This window comes from Neobacillus sp. GCM10027624 (assembly GCF_042675345.1).
Classification (GTDB): Bacteria; Bacillota; Bacilli; order Bacillales; family Cytobacillaceae; genus Neobacillus; species Neobacillus cucumis_D.
Genome location: NZ_JBHTHD010000011.1, coordinates 35,016 through 53,837 on the forward strand (window position 1 = coordinate 35,016; position 18,822 = coordinate 53,837).

Annotated in this window: 17 protein-coding genes and 1 riboswitch; of the genes, 12 read left to right on the forward strand and 5 right to left on the reverse strand. The window is 39.0% G+C overall.

The features are described from left to right. The 6 genes from gcvPA to purU all read left to right on the forward strand — a co-directional run bounded on the left by gcvPA (position 1) and on the right by purU (position 6,546). The gene (gcvPA, locus tag ACFQZ9_RS16385) at positions 1-1,353 is read left to right on the forward strand and encodes an aminomethyl-transferring glycine dehydrogenase subunit GcvPA (RefSeq protein WP_498944617.1); all 1,353 of its coding nucleotides are present in this window, start codon (positions 1-3) and stop codon (positions 1,351-1,353) included. Then, complete coding sequence (gcvPB, locus tag ACFQZ9_RS16390; protein ID WP_498944618.1) at positions 1,346-2,836, forward strand: glycine dehydrogenase subunit 2; 1,491 nt, start codon at positions 1,346-1,348, stop codon at positions 2,834-2,836. The genes gcvPA and gcvPB overlap by 8 nt, the downstream gene beginning before the upstream one ends. 88 nt (positions 2,837-2,924) lie before the next feature. After that, positions 2,925-3,806 carry a lipoyl synthase gene (gene lipA, locus ACFQZ9_RS16395; protein ID WP_198309496.1) on the forward strand — a complete coding sequence of 294 codons (882 nt, stop codon included), beginning with the start codon at positions 2,925-2,927 and terminating at the stop codon, positions 3,804-3,806. Positions 3,807-3,836: 30 nt separating this feature from the next. After that, the gene (locus ACFQZ9_RS16400) at positions 3,837-4,142 is read left to right on the forward strand and encodes an iron-sulfur cluster biosynthesis family protein (RefSeq protein ID WP_498944619.1); all 306 of its coding nucleotides are present in this window, start codon (positions 3,837-3,839) and stop codon (positions 4,140-4,142) included. 115 nt (positions 4,143-4,257) lie between these two features. Further along, positions 4,258-5,658 (forward strand): dihydrolipoyl dehydrogenase, encoded by a 1,401-nt coding sequence (lpdA, locus tag ACFQZ9_RS16405; RefSeq protein WP_498944620.1) that lies wholly within the window; start codon positions 4,258-4,260, stop codon positions 5,656-5,658. 18 nt (positions 5,659-5,676) lie between these two features. Beyond that, complete coding sequence (gene purU / locus ACFQZ9_RS16410) at positions 5,677-6,546, forward strand: formyltetrahydrofolate deformylase (protein ID WP_498944621.1); 870 nt, start codon at positions 5,677-5,679, stop codon at positions 6,544-6,546. Between the two features lie 39 nt (positions 6,547-6,585). On the opposite strand, the gene ACFQZ9_RS16415 is transcribed toward purU, so the two are convergent. The 3 genes from ACFQZ9_RS16415 to ACFQZ9_RS16425 are packed head-to-tail and all read right to left on the reverse strand — an operon-like array spanning position 6,586 to position 9,199. Beyond that, positions 6,586-7,386, reverse strand: coding sequence for an ABC transporter permease (locus tag ACFQZ9_RS16415; protein ID WP_198309492.1), 801 nt, complete (start codon positions 7,384-7,386; stop codon positions 6,586-6,588). Further along, positions 7,373-8,143, reverse strand: coding sequence for an ABC transporter ATP-binding protein (locus ACFQZ9_RS16420; protein ID WP_198309491.1), 771 nt, complete (start codon positions 8,141-8,143; stop codon positions 7,373-7,375). The genes ACFQZ9_RS16415 and ACFQZ9_RS16420 overlap by 14 nt, the downstream gene beginning before the upstream one ends. A gap of 42 nt (positions 8,144-8,185) precedes the next feature. Then, complete coding sequence (locus tag ACFQZ9_RS16425) at positions 8,186-9,199, reverse strand: ABC transporter substrate-binding protein (RefSeq protein ID WP_498944622.1); 1,014 nt, start codon at positions 9,197-9,199, stop codon at positions 8,186-8,188. A 233-nt stretch (positions 9,200-9,432) separates the two neighbouring features. Here ACFQZ9_RS16425 and ACFQZ9_RS16430 point away from each other — a divergent pair, with 233 nt between their 5' ends. Together ACFQZ9_RS16430 and ACFQZ9_RS16435 are read left to right on the forward strand one after the other, a co-directional pair. Further along, positions 9,433-10,194: an alpha/beta hydrolase family protein gene (locus ACFQZ9_RS16430; RefSeq protein WP_498945177.1), complete on the forward strand. Its 762-nt coding sequence runs from the start codon at positions 9,433-9,435 to the stop codon at positions 10,192-10,194. A 38-nt stretch (positions 10,195-10,232) separates the two neighbouring features. Next, entirely contained in the window at positions 10,233-10,475 is a 243-nt protein-coding gene (locus ACFQZ9_RS16435) for a DUF2584 domain-containing protein (protein WP_026572121.1), read from the forward strand. Positions 10,476-10,668: 193 nt separating this feature from the next. On the opposite strand, the gene pckA is transcribed toward ACFQZ9_RS16435, so the two are convergent. Next, a complete protein-coding gene (gene pckA, locus ACFQZ9_RS16440) occupies positions 10,669-12,252 on the reverse strand; it encodes a phosphoenolpyruvate carboxykinase (ATP) (RefSeq protein ID WP_498944623.1) in 1,584 nt (527 codons plus the stop codon). A gap of 274 nt (positions 12,253-12,526) precedes the next feature. Continuing rightward, positions 12,527-12,683, forward strand: a riboswitch (SAM riboswitch). A gap of 241 nt (positions 12,684-12,924) precedes the next feature. Here pckA and metK point away from each other — a divergent pair. Next, positions 12,925-14,124 carry a methionine adenosyltransferase gene (gene metK, locus ACFQZ9_RS16445; protein WP_133334271.1) on the forward strand — a complete coding sequence of 400 codons (1,200 nt, stop codon included), beginning with the start codon at positions 12,925-12,927 and terminating at the stop codon, positions 14,122-14,124. Between the two features lie 148 nt (positions 14,125-14,272). Then, complete coding sequence (gene asnB, locus ACFQZ9_RS16450; RefSeq protein ID WP_498944624.1) at positions 14,273-16,171, forward strand: asparagine synthetase B family protein; 1,899 nt, start codon at positions 14,273-14,275, stop codon at positions 16,169-16,171. Between the two features lie 18 nt (positions 16,172-16,189). Here the strand turns inward: asnB and ACFQZ9_RS16455 are convergent, their stop codons facing one another. Next, positions 16,190-16,708 carry a gamma carbonic anhydrase gene (locus ACFQZ9_RS16455; protein WP_198309487.1) on the reverse strand — a complete coding sequence of 173 codons (519 nt, stop codon included), beginning with the start codon at positions 16,706-16,708 and terminating at the stop codon, positions 16,190-16,192. Positions 16,709-16,910: 202 nt separating this feature from the next. Between ACFQZ9_RS16455 and ACFQZ9_RS16460 the strand changes: the two genes are divergently transcribed. Continuing rightward, a complete protein-coding gene (locus ACFQZ9_RS16460; RefSeq protein WP_498944625.1) occupies positions 16,911-17,714 on the forward strand; it encodes an alpha/beta hydrolase in 804 nt (267 codons plus the stop codon). A gap of 15 nt (positions 17,715-17,729) precedes the next feature. After that, a complete protein-coding gene (gene tbcS, locus ACFQZ9_RS16465; RefSeq protein ID WP_498944626.1) occupies positions 17,730-18,821 on the forward strand; it encodes a tetraprenyl-beta-curcumene synthase family protein in 1,092 nt (363 codons plus the stop codon). Position 18,822 lies beyond the last annotated feature (1 nt).

Genomic DNA, 18,822 nt, shown 5'->3' on the forward strand with positions numbered 1-18,822 from the left:
ATGGCGAATACTTATAGATATCTCCCTGATACGGAACAAGATAAAAAGGAAATGCTCGATTTCTTAGGAATGTCTTCAATTGAAGAATTATTTGAAGATATTCCATCTGAACTTCGTTTAAAAGGTGAATTAACAATTCCAGAAGCGGATCCAGAACCTATTTTAATGAAAAAAATGAACCAACTTGCTGCAAGTAATTTAAATGCAAATCAATATCCAACTTTTCTAGGCGTGGGTACATATGATCATTACATTCCAAGTGTTGTTGATCATATGATTTCACGTTCAGAATTTTATACTGCTTATACACCATATCAACCAGAAATCAGCCAAGGGGAATTACAAGCAATTTTTGAATTCCAAACGATGGTTTGTGAGTTGACAGGAATGGATGTGGCCAACTCCTCCATGTACGATGGCTTTACATCACTTGCAGAAGCGGCCTCACTTGCTATTGCTTCTACAAGACGTTCAAAAGTAGTGATTTCAAAAGCTGTTCATCCTGAATCACGTGCAATTTTAAACACTGTTGCAAAGGGTCAAGAATATTCAGTTGAAGAAGTAAGTCTTGCTACAGATGTAACAGACTTAGAACAACTTAAAGCACAAGTAGATAAAGACACGGCTGCTGTTATTGTTCAATATCCAAACTTCTTTGGTTCTATTGAAGATTTGACAGCAATTAAGAATATCGCTGATGAAGTTGGTGCTCTTTTCATCGTAAGTTCAAACCCACTAGCATTAGCTCTATTACAATCACCTGGTAAACTTGGAGCAGATATTGTTGTCGGAGATATGCAGCCGCTTGGTGTTCCAATGTCCTTTGGCGGCCCGCACTGCGGATATTTTGCAGTTAAACAAAAATATATGCGTAAAATTCCAGGACGTATTGTAGGGCAAACTCATGACGAACAAGGAAGACGAGGATTTGTATTAACCTTGCAAGCTCGCGAGCAGCATATTCGCCGCGATAAAGCGACTTCTAATATTTGTTCAAACCAAGCACTAAATGCTCTTGCCTCTTCTATTTGCATGTCAGCATTAGGAAAGAATGGTGTTCGTGAAATGGCACAGCAAAATATTGAGAAAGCTGACTACATGGCAAAGTCTCTTCAAAACAAAGGCTTTAACGTTTTAAACAAATCATCATTCTTCAATGAATTTGTTGTAGAACTTCCACGCCCGGTTAAAGAAGTAAACACTAAACTTCTTGAATCAGGGCTCATTGGTGGGTATGACTTAGGAATTGATTACGGATTTGACAATCAAATGCTGATTGCGGTAACAGAACAACGTTCAAAAGAAGAGATAGACAAATTTGTAGAAGCATTGGAGGCTGTTGTAAATGGTTGAATATAATGATCTAATTTTTGAAATCAGTCGTTCAGGTCGTGTAGGTTACAGCCTTCCGAAAAGTGATGTTGAAAGTGTTGATTTACAAGATAAATTTCCAAAACATTTAATTCGTGATGAAGCAGCAGAACTACCTGAAGTATCTGAGCTTCAACTTGTTCGTCACTATACTGCACTTTCAAATAAAAACCATGGGATTGATAATGGATTCTATCCTCTTGGATCTTGTACGATGAAATATAATCCGAAAATTAACGAAGATGTGGCACGACTAACAGGGTTAAGCCGTATTCACCCATATCAACCAAGCGAAACTGTACAAGGTGCATTAGAGCTTTTATATAATCTACAAGAAGAGTTAGCTGTAATCACTGGTATGGATGCAGTAACATTACAACCTTCTGCAGGTGCTCAAGGTGAATGGACTGGATTAATGATGGTTAAAGCTTACCATGAGCAAAAAGGTGAAGTTAGAAAGAAAGTTCTTGTTCCAGACTCCGCTCATGGCACAAATCCTGCTAGTGCGAGCGTTGCAGGATTTAAGACAGTAACGATTCCATCAAACGAAAATGGATTAGTTAACTTAGATGAATTAAAGAAACATGTTGATAGTGATACCGCTGCATTAATGTTAACAAACCCTAATACACTTGGTTTATTTGAACAAGAAATCGCAGAAATTGCTGCTGTAGTTCATGAAGCAGGCGGATTACTATACTATGATGGTGCGAATGCCAATGCGATTTTAGGAAAAACAACTCCAGGATCAATGGGCTTCGATATCGTGCATTTAAATCTTCACAAAACATTTACGGGTCCACACGGTGGTGGAGGTCCTGGTGCAGGTCCTGTTGGTGTTAAGGAATTCCTTCTTCCTTATTTACCTGTACCACGCGTTGAAAAAGACGGTGATAAATTTGTGTTGAATTCAAATTATCCATTATCTATTGGTCGTGTAAAAGGCTATCATGGAAATTTTGGAATTTTGGTTCGTGCATACACTTATATTCGTACATTGGGACCAATAGGATTGCGTGAAGTTTCTGAAGGGGCTGTCCTTCATGCGAACTACCTTCGTAAAAGACTTGAGCCTTATTTTGATGCACCATATTCACAAATTTGCAAGCATGAATTTGTATTATCCGGTTCAAGACAGAAGAAGCTGGGGGTCAGAACACTTGACATGGCCAAACGTCTGCTTGATTTTGGATATCATCCGCCAACCATCTACTTCCCGCTAAATGTTGAGGAGTGTTTGATGATTGAACCAACAGAAACAGAGTCAAAGGAAACAATGGATGCATTTGCGGATGTGATGATTCAAATTGCCAAAGAGGTAGAAGAAAACCCAGGTATCGTATTAGATGCACCACATACAACGGTGATTGGCCGATTGGATGAAGTACAGGCAGCGAGACAACCAATTTTACGATATAAAAAAGAGGAATCGGCAGTAAAAGAAAAAGAACCTGTAAACGTATAAAGAAATCTTCCATCTGTGCGGGGATACCTCCGCACAGATAATTTTCACGTTTAGCAGATTATATGTTCCGTTCATAGGAGTGAATAAGATGGCAACTGAGTATGTACGTAAACCGGAATGGCTTAAGATAAAATTAAATACGAATGATCAGTATACTGGCTTAAAATCGATGATGCGTGAAAAAAGGCTTCATACAGTCTGTGAAGAAGCAAAATGTCCGAACATTCATGAATGCTGGGCATCGCGAAAAACGGCAACCTTTATGATTTTAGGAAGTGTATGTACACGTGCCTGCCGATTCTGTGCCGTTCAAACAGGGCTTCCGACAGAGCTTGATTGGGAAGAGCCAGAGCGCGTGGCAGAATCAGTGGAGTTGATGGGATTAAAACATGTTGTGATTACCGCGGTTGCACGTGATGATTTAAAAGATGGAGGAGCCGGGGTTTTTGCTGAAACGGTAAGAGCTGTAAGGCGACGTAATCCATTTTGCAGCATTGAAGTCCTACCATCTGATATGAATGGTAAATATGAAAATTTAAAAACCTTAATGGATGCAAAGCCAGATATTTTAAATCACAATATTGAGACAGTGAAACGTTTATCACCAAAAATTCGTGCCAGGGCTACATACGAGCGATCCCTTGAATTTTTACGGCGCGCAAAAGAAATGAATCCTGCTATTCCAACAAAATCAAGCATTATGATCGGACTTGGAGAAACGAAAGAGGAAATTATCGAAACAATGGATGATCTTCGCGCGAATAATGTGGACATTATGACTATTGGACAGTATTTGCAGCCTACTAAACAACATTTAAAAGTACAAAAATACTGGAGTCCGCAAGAATTTGAAGAACTAAAAGTAATCGCCATGTCAAAAGGTTTTAGTCATTGCGAAGCGGGTCCGCTCGTTCGCTCCTCCTATCATGCAGATGAACAGGTCAATGCAGCAAAAGCGAATGTGCGATAAGGGCAAATAGGAGAAAAGGAGGGGCATCCTATGAAGTTAAAAGTAACAGAAGCGGCGATAGACAAACTTAAAGAGATGATTGAGACGGAAGGAAAAATTCCCCGGATTGATGCGGATGTAACTGGGGGCTGCGGGATGTCGGTTAAGTTTTCAATTGTTTTTGATGAACCGCGTCGAAACGATTTATGCATTGAGATGGATGGGATACAAATTCGGCTGGATCGTTTTACTAAACGCTATTTAGATGAAGAAACAGAAATTGATTATCAAGTTGAACAGGGGTTTCTAGTTGGAGACAGCTTTACCTCAAGTGCTTGCGCAATTGAAATCGATTAATGGGATTCTGAATATGCCTTAAAATGCAAGGAGCATCCCCTGATTTTTATTACTTATAATCAAAGTTTTCCGGTAGGTATTATTGGTGTTGTTATGGTGGAAAGGAGAAACGAAAATGACAAAAGAATATGATGTTGTTATTATCGGCGGCGGGCCTGGAGGATACGTGGCTGCCATTCGTGCATCTCAATTAGGTTTAACAGCAGCGGTTGTTGAAAAAGGGAAAATCGGTGGAACATGCCTTCATGCTGGGTGTATCCCAACCAAAGCCTTATTAAGAAGTGCAGAATTATATTCTCAAACAAAAAATGCAGAGCGGTTTGGGGTAATTGCCCCTGAAATTGGACTTGATTTTTCAAAAGTACAAGCTCGGAAAGAAGAAATCCAGGAACGTCTTTTTAAGGGGATCCAACATCTAATGCAAAAAGGAAAAATCGATGTTTATGATGGAAAAGGCAGTATCTTGGAGTCAAAAGATGTTTTAGTTGAATTGAACAATGAGGGCAGAGAAATCATTATTAGTCCGCGGAATATTTTAATTGCGACAGGTTCCCGGCCTAGAACATTCTATGGCTTAGAAGCAGATGAAAAGTATGTGATGACATCAGATGAAGCTCTGGAAATGGAAACACTTCCAAATTCCATCATTATTGTTGGCGGTGGGGTGATTGGAATTGAATGGGCATCTATGCTAGTGGACTTCGGTACACAGGTTACTGTGCTTGAATATGCTGATCGTATTTTACCGACAGAAGATAAAGATGTTTCAAAGGAAATCCAGCGCTTACTAAAGAAAAAAGGCGTAAAAATCGTCACAGGGGCAAAAGTTCTCCCAGAAACGCTTGAAAAAGGTGATGGTGTTTCGATAAAGGCAGAGCATAAAGGGAAAGAAACATCATTTTCTGCAGATAAACTTTTAGTATCCGTAGGGAGATTGCCAAACACAGAAGGAATTGGACTTGAAAAAACTGCCATTGAAATGAATGGAATCTTTATTAAAACAAATGATTCCTATCAAACAAAAGAACCGAACATATACGCAATTGGTGATGTTATTGGAGGCTTGCAGCTTGCTCATGTCGCTTCACATGAAGGAATCATTGCTATTGAACATATAGCTGGAGAAAGTCCAAATGCACTTGACCCAACTCTTGTTTCAAAATGTGTATACTGCAGTCCTGAAGTAGCCAGTGTTGGACTAACAGAAGATGAAGCAAAGGAAAAAGGATTTCAAGTAAAAACCGGTAAATTCTCATTTCGTGCAATCGGCAAGGCACTCGTTTTTGGTGAATCAGACGGATTTGTCAAACTTGTTGTTGAAGAAGGAACAAATAAACTGTTAGGAGCTCATATGGTGGGGCCTCATGTAACAGATATGATCACCGAGTTTGGTCTTGCCCGTGTATTAAATGCAACTGCAATGGATATTGCCCATACAATCCATCCACATCCTACATTAGCCGAAGCAATCGGTGAAGCAGCACTAGCTGTAGATGGAATGGCAATTCATGCATAAAGGATGGTGGAAGCGGAAATGATCACAAAGTTAAAGCTAAATCGCGCGGTACTATTAATTTCTTGTCCAGAAAAGCCAGGTATTATCTCAACCGTAACGAATTTTTTATTAGAACACAAAGCAAATATTGTCCATTTTGATCAACATACAACAGACCCGCACTCTGGTATATTTTTCATGCGGATTGAGTTTGATTTGGAAGAATTAGATTCTGCATTTGAAAAACTTGAACAAGATCTTCATATGATGGGGGAGGAGCATGCTTTAGATTGGCAGTTAAGCACGAATAAAAAAAAGAAGCGAATGGCTATCTTTGTTTCCAAAGCAGATCATTGTCTCACCGAGCTTCTTTGGCGGTGGAAGTCAAAGGAAATCCCGGTGGACATCCCTTTGGTAATCAGTAATCATCCCAATTTAAAAGAGGAAGTTGAAAGTTATGGCATCCCTTTTTATCATATTCCAATGTCTCATGAAACAAAAGAAGAGGCCGAACATAAAGCATTAGAACTATTAGATGGAAAGGTAGACTTCATTGTATTGGCAAGATATATGCAAATTCTTTCACCGAATTTTATTTCTCATTTCCCGAATCAAATCATTAATATCCATCACTCTTTCTTACCGGCATTTGTTGGTGCCAATCCCTATGTGAGAGCATTTAACAGAGGTGTGAAGTTAATCGGCGCAACTGCCCACTATGTAACGAACGATCTTGATGAAGGACCAATCATCGAACAAGATGTACAGCGTATTAATCATCGTTTTACAGTTGAGGATCTAAAGACGGCCGGGCGCCATGTGGAAAAAAGGGTTCTTGCTGAAGCGGTTTCCTGGCATGTTGAAGATAAAGTACTTGTTCATGGAAATAAAACGATTGTATTTGCATGAGAGGCATGAAAAAATTAAAAGAATAGCGATATTTTTTCGCTATTCTTTAATCAGTTTTTTCTCAATATAGTCTACTAACTGGTACATAATGGTTGCTAGGACAGCAACAACAAGGAGTGACAGCATCACTAATGTAAAATTAAACACCTGAAAGCCGTAAATAATTAAATACCCCAATCCTTTAGCTGATACAAGGTATTCTCCTACAATTACCCCTACCCATGATAATCCGACATTTACCTTTAAGGTTGAGATAATCGTTGGAAAACTGGCCGGCAGAATCGCTTCTTTAAAGCATTGAAAACGAGTGGCACCAAATGTTTGCAGGACTTTTATATAGTTCGGATCAACTTCGCGAAAGGATGTATAGATTACGATGGTTGTCACAATAACAGATATGATGACTCCCATAGCAATAATCGAAGGATAACCCGGACCTAAAGCAACAATTAAAATGGGACCAAGGGCAACTTTTGGTAGCGCATTTAAGATTACAAGATATGGATCGAAAATTTTTGAAATCATCGGGGACCACCATAATATTGCAGCCATAATAGTGCCTAGTAATGTCCCTAAAATAAAACCGAAAATGGTTTCAGTTAATGTGACCATCGTGTTATCAAGCAATGTTCCATCTTGAATTTTATCCCAAAATAATAACCCAATTTTGGAAGGGGAACTAAAAATGAGCGGATCAACCCAATGGAGTCTGCTTGCAACTTCCCAACCTATAAAAAATAAGAGGAAAATTAACAGCTGATAAAATCGTACCCATCTATTTTCAACCTTTAAGTAGTGTAGGTATTCCTGGTGAAGCTGTTTTACTTTATGAGGATTCAAGGGACTCCAACTCCTTCCATATCAACTCAAATAAGTTGGAATATAATTCGTGGTTACGGGCTTCAAGAGGGGATAAATTTCTTAGCTCATTTGGAATTTGAAAAGTTTGATGGAGCTCGCCAGGTCTTGCTGAAAACAAAAATACCCGATCACTCATGGCTATGGCCTCACCAATATCATGTGTAACAAGGATGGCTGTTTTGTTTAACTCTGTTAATGTGTTAGAGACTAAATCCTCTAATTTTAACTTTGTTTGATAGTCAAGTGCTGAAAAGGGTTCATCCAGCATCAATAGCTTAGGCTCTGTTGCTAATGTTCGAACGAGTGCAGCACGCTGCCTCATTCCCCCAGATAATTGTTTTGGCAGTTGTTTCTCCACACCTTTTAGACCGATTTGATTTAAAAGCTGTAATGTTTTCGTTTTCGACTTTTCATTCAGCTGGTTTGATAATTTTAGTCCCAATAGGATATTTTCCTCAATTGTTTTCCAAGGAAACAGGTAATCCTGCTGAAGCATATAGCCAATTTCATTGTTGTTCGAAGATATAGGCTTATTTTCGAGAAGCACCGTCCCTTGGGTTGGTTTAAGTAACCCGGCAATAATGGACAAAAGGGTTGTTTTTCCACAGCCGCTTGGGCCGAGAAAGGAGACAAATTCCCCTTCCTCGATTTTTAACGAAACATCGGAGAGGGCCGTGGTCACGGAGTTTTTTGTCAAATAGGTATGATGGATTTCATTAATGGTTAAGAAACTCATCGGACCGCCTCCTAAAATAGTTTTAAAAGAGCCTTGGTGTATTTATTTTTGAATGATTTTTTCTGCAACGCTTGTATTCACTAATGTTTTGTAATCAACTTGCTTTGGCAGTTCCCCGGCCTCTTTCATAATGTTTTGGAGATTATTCCATTCTTCCTTATCAAGGATGGGGTCTGTAGCAAAAGAGCCTTGATTTTTATATCGATCAACCACCATTTTAATAATTTCAAAGTCCGTGTCCTGGAAATAAGGCTGAACGGCCTTAGCAATTTCTTCAGTACTGTGCGTTTTCACCCATTGTTGAGCTTTATAAATGGCTCTCGTGAATTTTTCAACTGTTGCATTATGCTCCTTCATATAACTTTGCTTTGCCATAAAAGTGGTATAGGGAACATGACCTGATTCGGTGCCGAACGAAGCGATGATATGGCCTTTTCCTTCTTTTTCAAAAATACTGGCGGTTGGCTCGAATAATTGGACAAAATCACCAGTCCCGGAAGCAAAAGCACTGGAAATATTTGCGAAATCAATGTTTTGAATTAAATTTAAATCTTTATGCGGATCAATTCTGTGTTTCTTTAAAACAAACTCCCCCACCATTTGAGGCATACCGCCTTTACGCTGTCCTAAGAAGGTTTTTCCTTTCAGCATATCCCATGAAAAGTTATCAATTTTTTCTCTGGAAACGAGAAATGTTCCATCTGTTTGTGTTAGTTGAGCAAAGTTTATCACCGGATCATCTGCTCCTTGGGCATAAACGTAAATGGAAGTTTCTGAACCGACAAGTGCAATATCTGTTCCACCGGACAGCAATGCCGTCATGGTTTTGTCGCCACCGAAGGTAGTCGTCAGTTTTACATCCAATCCCTCAGCTTTGAAAAATCCTTTTTCTAGGGCAACATATTCAGGGGCATAAAAAATCGACCGGGTTACTTCAGCTAACCGAACTTTTTCCAGTTTTTTAGTCTTCGTAGTATCATTATTACAGGCTGCAAGTGAAAACATAAGAATAGCAATAAGAAGCGTTGAGAAACTGAATTTTAGCCATTTTTTCATGTTAAACCTCCTAATCTTCAAAAATCTGGGCTGCTTTTGCCTACGATATCGTATGAAAAGGGAAAAAATGTGTGAATGCCCAGTTACAATATTTTTTAATAAAAGGCTGTGTTAAAGAACATTGTTAATTTTTTAACCCTGTTGATTGGAGCGGAAATAAACAGACAAGTTTAGCATAGTCAAATAAAAAGGGAGTGGTTAGGGTGAATGCAGATACAGGAAAAATCATTGAAATGGATCGGTTTCCCTCCCCAAATCCGAATGTTGAGCTAAAGCTGGTTACCTACCTTTCAAATGGATTAAAGGTGAAAGGATTGCTGGCAGAGCCGAAATTTGAAAAAACAAATGAGGGATTTTTATATTTACGCGGTGGGATTAAAAATGTTGGAAAAGTTAGACCAGCTAGAATTGCTCAGTTTGCAGCCGAAGGGTTTATTGTTTTTGCGCCATTTTACCGGGGAAATCAGGGCGGAGAAGGGAATGAGGATTTTGCCGGTAAAGACAGGGAGGATGCTTTTTCGGCCTTTTTGCTCCTAAAATCCCTTCCCAAGGTTCAGCATATTCATATTTTTGGTTTTTCACGAGGGGGGGTAATGGCGCTCTTAACAGGAATTCAATTTCCAGAGGCAGCATCCCTGGTTACATGGGGAGGAGTAAGTGATATGGCCTTAACCTATTATGAGCGCACTGATTTACGTAGAATGATGAAAAGGGTGATTGGCGGTACACCCGAAAAATTTCCTGAGCGATATGAGGAACGGACTCCCCTATTTAAAATAGAGGATTTAGAAGCCTCTGTTTTAATTATCCATGGAGTGAATGATCATAATGTTTCGGTTGAACACGCATATCGTCTTGAACGGAGGCTGAAAGCTTTAAACAAACCTGTAGAGGCCTGGTATTTTGAGTCTTACACCCATTACTTTCCTCCAGGTGTAAATCGAAAAATTGTCCAAGATTTAACGAATTGGATGAAAAGGCAAATCAAAAGATGATAGAATGGAAGTAACCAATTAGCAGAGGAGTGGATCATATGGGCATGCCTCTTGAATTAAACACGATGATAGTGACAAAAGGAAACGAAAAGCGGGTAGAAGAAAATCTGTTTTATTTAGTAAAAGAAGGATACAGGCTCTATCCAATTGATATTCCTATTGAGGTTCGAAAAACGATACAAAGTGATTCGAATGGAACAGCGGTTATTCGGAAAGTGGAATGGCAGGAGAAAACGACTAAAATTACGTACCAATTAATTTCATTGAATTCAACGAATTAAGCAGGGGGACTTTTGTCCTTTTGCTTTTTCTTTTATGAAAAATCAGATAAAATCGTGTTTATCGCAGATAAATCATTCAGTAACGCAGATAAGTGCTCCCTTATCGCAGATAAAAGTGCGTTACCGCAGATAAACCTTAATCCATAAAAGAAAAGAGACGCCATTCATTACGAGTGGCATCTCTTTTTTCATATTATGCGATTGGTCCGCCTTTTTCTTCGATATCGCTTGCGGCAGATGAAAACTTTTTGAAGTTTTGACGGAATTGTTCAGCTAATTCTTTTGCTTTTAGTTCATATGCATGTGCGTCTGACCATGTTTTGTTCGGCTGAAGCACCTCGTCTGGAACTCCTGCAATGTGAAGCGGGATATGCAGACCAAAGATTTTATCCTGAACAGTTTCAACATGATTTAATTCACCTTCAAGAGCTGCCTGAACCATTGCTCTTGTATAGGAAAGCTTCATTCTGTTGCCAACACCGTATTCTCCACCAGTCCAGCCTGTGTTTACAAGGAAAACATTTGCACCGTGTTCAAGGATTTTCTCACCAAGCATTTCTGCATAACGTTTTGCAGGTAGCGGCAGGAATGGCGCCCCAAAGCAAGTTGAGAATGTAGCCTGTGGTGAAGTGATTCCACGTTCTGTACCGGCAAGCTTCGATGTATAACCGCTCAAGAAGTGGTACATTGCTTGTTCCTTTGTTAATTTAGCGATTGGAGGCAGTACGCCGAATGCATCAGCCGTTAAAAAGACGATTGTATTTGGATGTCCAGCTATGCTTGGCTCAATAATGTTATCAATCGCTTGAATTGGATAAGCTGCACGTGTGTTTTCTGTTAATGTGTTATCATCATAATCAGGAATTCTTGTTTCAGGATTCGTAATGACATTTTCTAACACAGTTCCAAAACGAATGGCATCAAAGATTTGCGGTTCTTTCTCACGAGTAAGATTAATGGTCTTAGCATAGCAGCCGCCTTCAATATTAAAAACTCCATTAGAAGACCAGCCATGTTCATCATCACCAATTAATTTGCGATTTGGATCTGCTGATAATGTTGTTTTACCTGTTCCAGAAAGACCGAAGAATAAAGCGACATCACCTTCTTGGCCTACATTGGCAGAACAGTGCATGGAAAGAATATTGTTTTCAGGAAGTAAATAATTCATGACAGAGAAAATGGACTTTTTCATTTCTCCCGCATATTCTGTACCACCGATTAAGACAGTACGGCGTTCAAAAGAAATAATAATAAATGTTTCGGATTTTGTCCCATCAACAGCCGGATTTGCTTTAAAATTTGGTGCGGAAATGACATTAAAGCCAGATTCGTGTGTTAATAACTCTTCTGCATTTGGACGAATAAATAATTGATGGGCAAATAGGTTATGCCATGCATACTCATTAACCACTTGGATTGGCAGGCGGGATTTTTTATCTGCCCCGGCGAATCCTTTAAAAACATAAATTTCTTCTTTTGTTTTTAAATAGTCAAGCACTTTATTGTAAAGGTTTGTGAATGCTTCTTCAGAAATAGGCTGATTGTTTCCCCAATCAATTTTATCCTTTGTAGATCCTTCAGCAACAATAAATTTGTCGTGAGGAGAACGTCCAGTATATTTACCAGTTGCTACACTGATAGCACCTGATGAGGTTAAAGTTCCTTCATTACGGCTTAATACTTTCTCTACCAATTGTGGAACGGATAGTTGGATTTGAACATTTTTTTCATCTAATAATTGATTTAATTCATTAGGGATATGAAGAGAATTCATTTGGATGGGACCTTCCTTTTTAGTTTTTTTAGCAGGGACTGCATCTTGATAAAAAGTATAACACATTTAATTTATTAGTCTATACTAATTCGAAAAATATCTAACATTTTATACATTATTCATAAATTAATGCGTTTATTTAGGCAAAATGTTCATTAATATTATTTTTTACAAAAAATGATTTTTTCGCTGATATTATTGTTGGTTTATTTTTGAAAAAATTGATTGACATTCTTCGACATGGTAGGTTAAGATTTAAAATTGAACGGATACTCTCTTATCCCGAGCTGGTGGAGGGACAGGCCCAATGAAACCCAGCAACCTGCTATTTTCAGGAAAGCAGTCGACAAAAGGATATTCCTTTTTAAACTGGTCATTTTCTTAGCAAAGGTGCTAAACCTGAAGCAAGGCTAGACCTTGAACGATAAGAGTGAAAGGCGCGGAAACAGTATGCTCTTGACCTTTCCTCAAATGGAAAGGTTTTTTGTTTTGGTGCAGTAATCTTTTATTTCTACCCTTGAAAATGTACAAAGGGCTTGTTTTTCTCATAAAAAGCCCGTATTTATTTCATACTACTAAGGGAATGAGTACCGTATCAGCCCGAGGTTAAATGGAAAAGGTTTAAAAGCCAGCACAGATAACCTCATATAATAAATTTAGGAGGAATTCAGATTGTCAACAAAACGCCGTTTGTTTACTTCTGAATCAGTAACCGAAGGTCATCCTGATAAAATCTGTGACCAAATTTCTGATTCCATTTTAGATGCCATTTTAGCAAAGGATGCTAATGCACGTGTTGCAGCTGAAACTTCAGTTACAACAGGATTAGTCCTTGTTGCCGGTGAAATCACCACTTCTACTTATGTGGACATTCCAAAAATCGTTCGTGAAACCATTAAAGGGATTGGTTATAACCGTGCAAAATATGGCTTCGACTCCGAAACCTGTGCGGTATTAACCTCAATTGATGAACAATCACCTGACATTGCAATGGGGGTTGATCAGGCACTTGAAGCACGTGAAGGTCAAATGTCTGATGAACAAATTGAAGCAATTGGCGCAGGAGACCAAGGCTTAATGTTTGGATTTGCTTGTAATGAGACAAAAGAACTTATGCCGCTTCCAATTTCACTTGCTCATAAGCTAGCACGCCGTTTAACTGAAGTTCGTAAAGAGGAGATTCTTCCATACCTTCGTCCAGATGGAAAAACTCAAGTAACGGTTGAATATGATGAAAATGATAAACCAGTTCGGATTGATACGATTGTTATTTCAACTCAGCATCATCCTGAAATTGCTCTTGAGCAAATTCAGCGTAATTTAAAGGAATATGTAATTAATCCGGTTGTACCAAAAGAACTAATTGATGAAAATACTAAATATTTCATTAACCCTACTGGCCGTTTCGTTATTGGCGGACCTCAAGGAGATGCAGGTCTAACTGGTCGTAAAATTATTGTTGATACTTACGGTGGCTATGCTCGTCATGGCGGTGGTGCATTCTCCGGTAAGGATCCTACAAAGGTTGACCGTTCTGCTGCCTATGCAGCACGTTATGTAGCAAAAAATATTGTTGCTGCAGGACTTGCTGAAAAATGTGAAGTACAGCTTGCTTATGCTATTGGTGTAGCAAGACCGGTGTCCATTTCCGTAGATACATTTGGTACAGGTAAGGTAAACGAAGAGATTTTGGTTGAATTAGTAAGTAAAAACTTTGACCTTCGCCCTGCAGGCATTATCAATATGCTTGACCTTCGCCGCCCAATTTACAAACAAACAGCAGCTTACGGACATTTCGGACGTACAGATGTTGATCTTCCTTGGGAGCGTACAGACAAAGCTGACGCCCTTCGCGAACAAGCAAATCAATAAGCATTTCCAGTAAGAGAGTTACATAACAGTGTAACTCTCTTTTTTTTCGTCACATACATAAACGGTTAGAAGAATAGGATGTTTAAGTCACCCTAAACAGGTGAAAACTGGATAATATCTATTTTTTAATTGAAGCAGGTGAGATACGATGTGCGGATTTATTGGCTGTGTCCATGATCAGCCAAAGGTTTATCGGGACGAACAAAAACAGCAATTTAAAACGATGAATGATATCATTACCCATCGTGGACCCGACGATGATGGGTTTTATCATGATGAATATGTTCAATTTGGGTTTCGCCGCTTAAGTATCATTGATATTGAGAGTGGGCACCAGCCATTAACATTTGAAAATGAACGTTATTGGATTATTTTTAATGGTGAAGTATATAACTATGTTGAATTACGTGAAGAGCTTTTATTGGAAGGAATGGAATTTGCCACAAGTTCTGACACGGAGGTCATTGTTGCTCTTTACAGTCATTTAAAAGAGCAAGCTGTTGAAAAACTTCGTGGTATGTTTGCCTTTATTATTTGGGACAAACAGGAACAGCGGATTTTTGGAGCACGGGATCCCTTTGGCATTAAGCCATTTTTCTATTTTGAAGAGAATGGAAGAACCTTCTTTGCTTCCGAGAAAAAGAGTATTTTGCTTGCATGTAAAAATGAGGTTCTGAACTATAATGCCTTGCAGCACTATTTTACCTATCAATTTGTCCCAGAACCGGAAACCTTATCGGAAGGAATTAAAAAATTAGAGCCTGGACATTTTTTCACAAAAAGAATTGGAAATCCGATGGAAATAAAAAGGTACTGGAAAGCGAAGTTTCATCCTATTACCCGATCGGAGTCGGATCTGATAAAAGAAATTAAGGATGTACTAACTGAATCGGTAAAAATTCATATGCGCAGTGATGTTCCAGTCGGTTCCTTTCTATCAGGAGGGATTGATTCGTCTATTATTGTCTCATTAGCAAGGGAATTTCACCCGGCAATTAAGACGTTTTCAGTTGGGTTTGAACGAAATGGATTCAGTGAAATTGATGTTGCCAAGGAAACGGCAGATAAACTTGGGGTTGAAAATATCAGTTATGTGATTCCACCTGAGGAATACATGGCTGAACTCCCCAAAATTATGTGGCATATGGACGACCCTCTTGCCGACCCGGCCTGTGTTCCTCTGTATTTCGTTGCTCGTGAAGCGCGCAAGCATGTGACGGTGGTTCTCTCCGGTGAAGGAGCGGATGAGCTTTTTGGTGGATATAATATATACCGAGAACCGCAATCACTGGAGGTTTTTAATAAAGTTCCAAGAGTGGTGAAATTATTCTTAAAATGGATGTCCTCCGTTATGCCGGAAGGTACAAAAGGGAAAAGCTTTATTGAACGCGGGGTAACACCAATGGAGGAACGCTATATTGGGAATGCCAAAATGTTTACGGAAGAACAGAAGCGGGAGTTGCTGAATGTTTATCAAGAAGGTTTGAATTATACGGAGATTACTAAACCTTTTTATCAAGAATCATTTGGGTATGCCCCTGTTAACCGCATGCAGTTTATTGATATTCATACATGGCTGCGGGGAGATATTTTATTGAAGGCCGATAAAATGACGATGGCCCATTCCTTAGAGTTACGTGTTCCCTTTTTAGACAAGTCGGTTTTTGCAGTTGCTTCCAAAATACCTGATAGTCTAAAAACAGCAAATGGAACAACAAAGTATATTTTAAGAAAAGCAGTAGAGGGTATTGTGCCGGATCATGTATTAGATCGAAAAAAGCTGGGGTTTCCTGTGCCGATTCGCCATTGGCTGAAGGATGAAATGAATGAATGGGCGAAATCTACTATCCGTGAAAGCGGGACCGATCATTTAATCAATAAAAGCTATTTATTGAAGTTATTAGATGAGCATTGTCAGGGTAAAGGTGATTACAGCCGGAAAATTTGGACCGTGCTTATGTTCATGATTTGGCATCAGGTTTATATTGAAGAAAAGTACTCATTTCAACGGGAGTTTACAAGAGAGCCGGAAGTATTAAAAAACTAAGGGACATACCATCCCCCCTTAGTTTTTTGTTTGCAGTGATTTATAATACTGAGCCTTTTCTGCGTATTCCCGAATGATTCTTTCCATGTCTTTAATATCTTCAGCATTTAGTTCGCGAATGACCTTTGCGGGTCTGCCAAATGCTAATGTATTTGGCGGGATTTTTTTACCTTGCGGGACAAGACTGCCAGCACCAATAAATGCACCCTCCCCAATTTCAGCCTGATCTAGAATAATTGAACCCATCCCGATTAAGGCCTTTTTTCGAATAATGCAACTATGTAAAACGACTTGATGACCAACGGTTACTTCATCTTCTAAAATGAGCGGATTATTTGGACTCTGGTGCAGGACGGAATTGTCCTGAATGTTTACCTTATTACCAATAATGGTAGGTGCTACGTCCCCGCGAATGGATGTGTTAAACCACACTCCCGATTCTTCCCCGATGGTAACATCACCGGTGATGGTGACATAGTCAGCAATGAATGCTGAATCAGCAATTTGCGGGTATTTATTTTTAAAAGGATAAATCATTCATTTTTCCCCTTTCTAGGTGATGGTTTTATTTTACCGAAAATGAGGAAGAAATAAAAAGTATTTGAACGCCTCTCATTAAATGCATGTCATTTTTGTAACTTATGTTAAAATAATATAATAATTATGACTAGGGTTCTAATATTTTGGCTATTGTTTCGTTCTAGCGCGCAGCGCTTGCGGTTTCTAAGGAGGAAGGAAAATGTGGAAGTGGGAAGCAGAAGGGGAGGCTAAGGCGATTATTGTGATGGTTCATGGGGCCATGGAACATCATCGCCGCTATGGTTGGCTGATTGAAATGTGGAGAACATCAGGCTTTCATGTCATCATGGCCGATCTTCCCGGTCAAGGCATGACCACTAGAACCAGCAGGGGCCACATTGATTCCTTTGATGAATACATACTAGAAGTGAAGGACTGGGTCCAGGCTGCCTATCGCTACAATCTGCCTGTGTTTTTACTTGGTCACAGCATGGGCGGTTTAATTTCGATTCGGCTCATGCAGGAAGAGAGAATGAATTTAGCTGGTGTGATTCTTTCTTCACCTTGCCTTGGTCTTGTCCAAAAGCCATCCAAGTTTTTAGAGTTTCTCTCGTATGGTTTGAATCTTGTTTTCCCTTCCTTTCGCATCAATTCCGGTTTAACGGTGGAAATGGCGACAAGGAATCTGGATGTTAGGGATGCCGATGTAAATGATACTCTATATGTGACAAAGGTTTCTGTCCGGTGGTATCGTGAATTAACGACAGCGATGAAACTTGCTTTTTTGAATTTAGAGAAAACGCATGATGTACCTATCCTTGTAATGCAGGGTGGGGATGATAAAATTGTTAATAAAAAAGCGGTAAAAGATTGGTTTAACCATGCTCCATTTTCAGAAAAGAGATTTAAGGAATGGTCAAAATTGTACCATGAGATTTTTAACGAACCTGAGCGCGAAGAGGTTTTTGAATACACAAAAGACTTTGTTACCAGTCAGTTGAAAGCAATTGGATACATTGTATAAAAAAGAGGTGGAATGATGAGTTTTTCGATGATGCCAATTAATCTAATGTCAAACGTATACCGTAAAATCATTCCGGCTGTTCACCAAGAATTAGGTTATTGGAAAAAACGCGCAGAAAATATTCCAAATTCAGAGCTACGAAACCAGGCACTTGCCAGTATAGAGCATAAAACGTTTCACTGTGAAGGCGGTGCTATTCTGGCACTAACTGCCAATCAGCATTATAAAAAAGCCGTGAAGTTTATTGTAGCTTATCAAACCATCAGCGATTATTTGGACAATCTTTGTGATCGAAGTACATCTCTTGACCCGAACGATTTTGCCGCCCTTCACGAATCCATGGCTGATGCACTATCAATAGAAGCAACTAGGAAAAATTATTATCGCCTTCGTGAAGACCAGGACGATGATGATTATTTAAATGATTTGGCAGCAACATGTCGTTCGGTATTAAACGAAATGGGAAATTATGACTTAATCAAGAAATACCTTCTAGAGCTTTGCCGCTATTATTGTGATCTGCAAATTCACAAGCATGTGGTAAAAGAAGAGAGGGTACCTAGGTTGGAAAATTGGTTTAATCTTTATAAAAATCAACTTCCAGACATGGAATGGTACGAGTTTTCTGCCTGCTCTGGTTCTACACTTGGGATATTTTGCCTTATTTCCTATGCAATGCGGGAGGATTTCCAGGAGAAGGATGCGGAAAATATCCGTAAAGGTTATTTTCCTTATATACAAGGCCTGCACATTTTATTAGATTATTTTATTGATCAAGAGGAAGACATTAAGGGCGGAGATTTGAATTTTTGTTTCTATTATGAAAATCAGGAAAAGCTCTTTAAAAGGTTGAAACACTTTGTTTTAGAAGCAGACCGTCATACAGAATATCTTCCTCACAAGAAATTCCACCAGTTGATTAATCGTGGTTTGTTAGGGATTTATTTATCAGATGGTAAAGTAAGAAAACAAAAGAATGTTCGGAAATTGGCAAAGGAAATCATAAAAATCGGCGGAATCATTAGCTACTTCTTTTTTATTAATGGACTAGCTTATCGTTCTTTCCAAAAATGGGTGCCATCATTTGCTACAAGATTGATAAAGTAAA